The 1,085-nt window shown below is 73.4% G+C and carries 1 protein-coding gene; it reads right to left on the bottom strand.

From position 1 onward, the window contains the following. Window positions 1-999, bottom strand: a 999-nt coding sequence (locus FV228_RS30585; RefSeq protein ID WP_147857836.1) for a glycosyltransferase family 1 protein, incomplete at its 3' end; no start/stop codon positions are given. Between the last annotated feature and the right edge of the window lie 86 nt (window positions 1,000-1,085).

The raw sequence follows: 1,085 nt of genomic DNA, 5'->3' as shown, positions 1-1,085 counted from the left end.
GGCGGCGATCGCGTCGAACGGCAGCCGCCCGTCGATCGCGGCGCCCATCAGCTCCGCCAGCCGCTCGACCCGGTCCGGGGCGTCCGGATCGAAGTAGCTCGCCGCGCTGCCCCCCGCCTCCGGGATCGCGGTGAGGCTCGAGGCGATCACCGGCGTGCCCCGGGCGAGGCTGTCGAGCACCGGGATGCCCCAGCCCTCGCCGCGGCTCGGGAAGACGAGCGCGGCGGCCCGGCCGTAGAGATCGGACAGGCCGTTGTCGTCGATGCCGGCGATGTGGACCGCGTCCGGGGTCCGGGTCAGGCGGTCGAGGGTCTCGGGTCGCTCGCCGTCGCCCTTGCCGACCACGATCAGCCGGGCCGCGCCCTGGGGCAGGCGCGCGAACGCGTCGAGCACCAGGCCGAGGTTCTTGCGCGGCTCCAGGCGGCCGACCATCAGCAGGTACGGGCGCCCGTCCGCGAGCGGATGCCGCTCGGCCGAAGCCCGCGGCGGGGTCGAGCCGCAGCGCACCTCTGCGATCCGGCTGCGGTCGATCCCGTAGACCTTCGCGATGGAGTCGCGGCTGTAATCGGAGATGGTCAGGACCAGCTTGGCGCGCCGGGCGGAGAGCCGCGTGAGGATCCGGTTCCGCCAGCGCATCCGCCACGTGAAGAACTCGGGATGGGTCTCGAACAGGATGTCGTGGACTACCACCACCTGGCGGTTGCCCGGCACCAGCGGCGGGGCGATGTAGGTGGTCAGCAGGGTGTCGAGGCGGTCGCGGAAGACCAGCCACGGCCAGATCGCGAGCAGGCGCAGGCTCGCCGGCACCCGCGGCAGCCTCTGGTGCTCGATGTTGGCGCCCGAGACGAGGCGGGCGCAGGCCTCCGGGTCGCCGGAATAGACCACGTAGGTCGCGTCCGGATGGCGGGCGGCGGCCCGGCCGATGATGTTCACGAGCCAGGTGCGGCTGCCCTGGGGCTTGCCGGTGAGCACGTGCGCGTCGATGCCGATGCGTAACATGTTACGGGCTCCTGTAGGCGCCGAAGGTCGGGGCTTCGCCGGCCGCGTAGGCGTGGCCGGCGAGGTCGCGGGTCGCGCCGGCATCC

The organism is Methylobacterium sp. WL18 (genome assembly GCF_008040015.1).
Taxonomy (GTDB): Bacteria; Pseudomonadota; Alphaproteobacteria; order Rhizobiales; family Beijerinckiaceae; genus Methylobacterium; species Methylobacterium mesophilicum.
This window is presented reverse-complemented; position numbering and strand designations above follow the sequence as displayed.